The sequence below is a fragment of the Flavobacterium sp. FPG59 genome, assembly GCF_002150205.1.
Lineage (GTDB): Bacteria > Bacteroidota > Bacteroidia > Flavobacteriales > Flavobacteriaceae > Flavobacterium.
Genome location: NZ_MTCA01000218.1, coordinates 1 through 5,192 on the forward strand (window position 1 = coordinate 1; position 5,192 = coordinate 5,192).

The 5,192-nt window shown below is 34.3% G+C and carries 4 protein-coding genes; all 4 read left to right on the forward strand.

Going from position 1 to position 5,192, the window contains the following annotated elements:
• Positions 1-19 precede the first annotated feature (19 nt).
• Complete coding sequence (locus FPG59_RS13730; protein WP_086455155.1) at positions 20-940, forward strand: N-acetylornithine carbamoyltransferase; 921 nt, start codon at positions 20-22, stop codon at positions 938-940.
• A gap of 76 nt (positions 941-1,016) precedes the next feature.
• Positions 1,017-1,802: an acetylglutamate kinase gene (argB, locus tag FPG59_RS13735; RefSeq protein ID WP_086455152.1), complete on the forward strand. Its 786-nt coding sequence runs from the start codon at positions 1,017-1,019 to the stop codon at positions 1,800-1,802.
• A gap of 82 nt (positions 1,803-1,884) precedes the next feature.
• Positions 1,885-2,955: a M20 family metallo-hydrolase gene (locus FPG59_RS13740; RefSeq protein ID WP_086455153.1), complete on the forward strand. Its 1,071-nt coding sequence runs from the start codon at positions 1,885-1,887 to the stop codon at positions 2,953-2,955.
• Positions 2,956-3,110: 155 nt separating this feature from the next.
• The gene (argH, locus tag FPG59_RS13745; RefSeq protein ID WP_086455154.1) at positions 3,111-4,391 is read left to right on the forward strand and encodes an argininosuccinate lyase; all 1,281 of its coding nucleotides are present in this window, start codon (positions 3,111-3,113) and stop codon (positions 4,389-4,391) included.
• Positions 4,392-5,192 lie beyond the last annotated feature (801 nt).

Here is a 5,192-nt window from a genome sequence, read left to right on the forward strand (position 1 = left end):
TTACAACGCTGTCAATACTATAGATGTACTGGAAACATGGGTTAAAAAAGCCTTAAAAATCAAAAAGAAACCCCTCAAAAATAAAAAGTTAGGTAAAAACAAAACATTAGGATTGTTGTTTTTCAATTCTAGTTTAAGAACTCGATTGAGTACGCAAAAAGCAGCCTTAAATTTAGGGATGAATGTCATGGTGATGAACTTTACTAATGAAGGCTGGACCCTAGAATTTGAAGAAGGTGCTGTAATGAACTCGGGAGCCTCAGAGCATATTAAAGAAGCAGCTGCAGTTGTTTCTCAATATTGTGATGTCATTGCTATAAGAGCATTTGCTGGATTAGTTGATAAAGAAAAAGACAATGCCGAAATAGTACTGTCTAGTTTTATAAAATATGCAACTGTTCCTATTATCAACATGGAGAGCGCCACGGGACATCCATTACAAGCACTAGCTGATGCTATTACCATTGAAGAATTTAAACCCAAGCACCGACCCAAAGTGGTTTTAACATGGGCACCACATCCTAAAGCATTACCTCAAGCTGTTGCCAATTCTTTTGTAGAAATGATGCAGTTACAAAAAAATATGAATTTTGTAATCACTCATCCAAAAGGGTATGAATTGAATCCTGAAATTACGAAAGATTCAAAAATTGAATACGATCAAGACAAAGCATTTGAAAACGCTGATTTTATTTATGCCAAAAACTGGAGTAATTATATTGAATACGGACAAATTACAAATTCTGATCCAAACTGGACGGTAACTGCTGATAAAATGAAATTAACTAACGATGCTAAATTTATGCATTGTTTGCCTGTAAGACGTAACATGATCGTATCAGATGAAGTGATTGATGGCCCTAACTCAATTGTGATTGAACAAGCCAATAATAGAACCTTCGCAGCACAATTAGTGCTTCAAAAAATATTAAAAAAATAAGGCACTGAGATGCAGAGGTTCTAAGGCGCTAAGTCTTCAGAGCCATTGTATCTGAAAACCTCTGAACCTTTTATAAATGGAAAATAAAAAACCGATAACGCTAATAAAAATTGGTGGAAATATCATTGATAACCCGATGGAATTGGCTCATTTTTTAACAGATTTTTCAATGATCGAAGGCTATAAAATGCTCGTTCATGGCGGTGGAAAATCAGCTACAAAATTAGCCGAAAGTATGGGTTTAGTTCCACAAATGATTGATGGAAGACGAATCACCGATGCCGCCATGCTAGAAGTAGTAGTCATGATTTATGCTGGCCAAATCAACAAAAATATTGTCGCACAATTACAAGCAAATTCCACCAATGCGATGGGTTTTTCTGGAGCTGACGGGAATTTAATTCAATCAGTAAAACGAAATCACCCCACAATAAATTATGGTTTTGTAGGTGATGTCAACAAAGTGAATACTCCCTTACTAGAAACGTTACTTTTAAACAATCTAGTACCCGTATTTTGCGCAATCACACACGATGGTAGCGGACAATTATTAAACACAAACGCAGACACGATTGCCAGTGAATTAGCAATCGCTTTATCAGAAGTTTTTGAGGTAACTTTGAATTACTGTTTTGAAAAACCAGGAGTTCTATTCGATACTGAAGACGATGCTTCAGTTATTGAAAACATAAATTCCGAATTATATGCAAAATTAAAAGCCGAAAAAGCCATACATTCCGGAATGATTCCCAAACTGGACAACTGTTTTAATAGTTTAAACAAAGGAGTTCAAAAAATAAAAATAGGGCATCACCGCATGTTGCAAGATGCAACGGCTATTTGTACAAATATCAAATTATAAAAAGTGAAACACAAGTCTCACCGATTTTGAAAAAATTTCTTTTCAATTTTAAAAAATCGGTTAATCTGTGGCTAAAATAAGTATGAAAAACATAGAAATCCTTACACAAGAAGCCATTGCGCTATTAAAAGCACTTATTGAAACACCTTCATTTTCCAGTGAAGAAGATCAAACAGCACTTTTAATCGAAAATTGGTTTACACAAAATAACATCCCTTTTAAACGCGAGAATAATAATGTTTGGGCTTTCAATCAACATTTTGATGCAAAAAAACCTACGCTATTATTGAATTCTCACCACGACACGGTAAACCCAAATCAAGGCTATACCAATGATCCTTTTCAAGCCATTGAAAAAGAGGGGAAATTATTTGGTTTAGGCAGCAATGATGCTGGCGGATGTTTGGTTTCTCTTTTAGCCACTTTTGTTCATTTTTATTCCCATGAAAATTTACCTTATAATTTGGTGATGGTAGCCTCTGCAGAAGAGGAAAGTAGTGGAAAAAACGGCTTAAACAGTGTTTTAAAGCACTTGCCTGAACTGGATTGTGCCATTGTGGGCGAACCCACTTTAATGCAATTGGCTATAGCCGAAAAAGGTTTATTAGTTCTCGATGTCATCGTAAAAGGTACCGCCAGTCATGCCGCACATCAAAATCTTGATAATTCCATTTACAAAGCAATTCCCGTAATCGAGTGGTTTAACGGCTATAATTTCGAAAAAATTTCGGAGGTTTTAGGCCCCGTTAAAATGACCGTAACCCAAATAAATGCCGGAAAACAACACAATGTAGTTCCTGCAGAATGCCATTTAGTTGTAGATATCAGGATAAATGATTGTTACAGCAATCAAGAAATTCTAGATACCCTAAGAGCAAATGTAATTGCAGAAATTAATCCAAGGTCCATGCATTTAAGCGCTTCTTCCATTCCTAGTTCTCATGGATTGGTGCAAGCCGGAATCGCATTAGGAAGAACCACCTACGGCTCGCCTACCCTTTCAGATCAATCGGTTTTGAGTTGCAAATCATTGAAACTAGGACCTGGTGAAACCCTGCGGTCACACTCCGCAAACGAATTTATATTTATACATGAAATAACAGAAGGAATCCAACTATATATCAACATACTAACTGATTTTTTCAAACAATAAAATGATTAGGAGCTAATCCCGCTATCCGTTACAATCTTTTATTTTTTTAAAGAAAAAAAATAAAAGGATTTTCACTATTATCGGGGCTATGAAAACGATTCCTATAGATCATGCAAGTTTCAAGATGAAACTTTAAACCTGAAACAAAAAACTATATGAAACTTTGGGAAAAAGGAATACCAACAGATAAACAAATCGAACATTTCACTGTGGGAAACGACAGGGAACTGGACTTGGTTCTCGCAAAATACGATGCTTTAGGTTCAATTGCACATGCTAAAATGCTCGGAAACATTGGTTTATTAACAGCCAATGAAACAGATATGATAATAGCCGCTTTGAACGAGATTATTGCTGATGTTACTGCTGGAAATTTCACAATTGAAGATTCCTTTGAAGATGTACATTCGAAAATTGAATATTTGCTAACAGAAAAATTAGGCGATGCCGGAAAAAAAATTCATACCGCGCGTTCTCGTAACGATCAAGTTTTAGTAGATGTAAATTTATACCTCAAAGATGTAGTGAAAGAGCTAAAAGCTCAAGTAAAAAACCTTTTTGATTTACTGATGGAATCAGCAGAGAAACATCAAAATGTATTATTACCTGGCTACACCCATTTACAAATTGCAATGCCATCTTCTTTTGGGATGTGGTTTTCTGCTTACGCCGAGACGTTAATTGATGATATCACAATGCTGAATGCCGCTTTAAAAATTGTAGATCAAAATCCATTAGGCTCGGCCGCAGGCTACGGGAGCTCCTTCCCTATTGATAGAACTTTTACAACGAAAGAATTGGGTTTTGAGACTTTAAAATTCAATTCGGTAGCTGCTCAAATGAGTCGTGGAAAATCAGAAAAAACAGTTGCTTTTGCCATGAGTAGTGTTGCCGCTACCCTATCAAAATTCGCAATGGACGTTTGTTTATATATGAGTCAGAATTTTGATTTCATTACTTTACCATCGCATCTTACAACAGGTTCCAGCATCATGCCACACAAGAAAAATCCGGATGTATTTGAATTGATTCGAGGAAAATGCAATAAAATCCAAGCCTTACCTTATGAAATTACGTTAATTACAAACAACTTGCCGAGTGGTTATCACAGAGATTTACAATTATTAAAAGAAGGTTTATTCCCAGCCATTCAAAACCTGAAAGCCTGCTTAGATATTGCAATTTTCTCCATAAAAGACATTGAAGTAAAAGACAATATTCTTGCTGATCGAAAATACAATTATTTATTTACGGTTGACACTTTAAATGAAATGGTAGTTGCTGGAACGCCGTTTAGAGATGCTTACAAAGCCGTTGCAGAACAATTGGAAAATGGAACTTTTACATCCCCAAAAGAAACCAAACACACACATGAAGGCAGTATCAACAATCTATGCTTGAACGAGATCATAGAAAAAATGAAAGCTGTCTTTTAAAAGTATTAATATTTATAAAAAACCGATTTGTAACACTCACAAATCGGTTTTTTTTAAAATAAGATATTGATTATTTTATTGTTATAGTCCGCAATTATTACGGCAGTAAAATTAACCTGCAGAGTTGCTACAGGTACAAAATACGTATTCGCTATATATTCTTCGACTTTTCTTAATGACGTTGAAGTTTAATTACTAGGTAGGTTTATTTACTTTGATACCAAAATCGATAAGTACTTAATAACAATTTAAAAAAGCGATTCCTAGAGCAACACTATGTGAACTAGTATATTTTTTGAATATCTTACAAACATTAGTTAAATCAAAACCTTCAAAATAATAAGTTTAGTTTTTTACTAGATAAACTCAACAAATTTCAAGACCAACAAATTTTGAAACATTGAAAATACAATTTAATGTAAAAGTTCGGCTTTTCTTATGCAAGATATTCTCTGTTTTAACCTTTTAACCAAAAACAATTTTTAAAGGTAAAACTATAGTACCATTAAGCGGGAGGTTTATTTTTATTTGTACTAATGAGCTTTGTAAAATAATGATATTCTTTACCTTATGACCTATCGATTTTTGACGTGTTTAAATAAGTAAATTTGTAGTAGTGTCATTATCTTAGCTCTTATTATTGTCAAAACACACTCCATTGCGTTTTAAAATCCATAATGATCTACAAATTGATTTATAGCTTTCGAGTTAAGATTCTCAAGTCAGTGAACATTACTTCAAATAGTAAATTTCGTAAAATAATATGGTTACAGCCAGCTTTTAAACTCAACAACCTAGATC

What these genes read in the sequence shown, in the direction of transcription:
- argB (WP_086455152.1), top strand. Translation starts at nt 1,017, where the DNA reads ATGGAAAATAAAAAACCGATAACGCTAATAAAAATTGGTGGAAATATC.
- FPG59_RS13740 (WP_086455153.1), top strand. Translation starts at nt 1,885, where the DNA reads ATGAAAAACATAGAAATCCTTACACAAGAAGCCATTGCGCTATTAAAA.
- argH (WP_086455154.1), top strand. Translation starts at nt 3,111, where the DNA reads ATGAAACTTTGGGAAAAAGGAATACCAACAGATAAACAAATCGAACAT.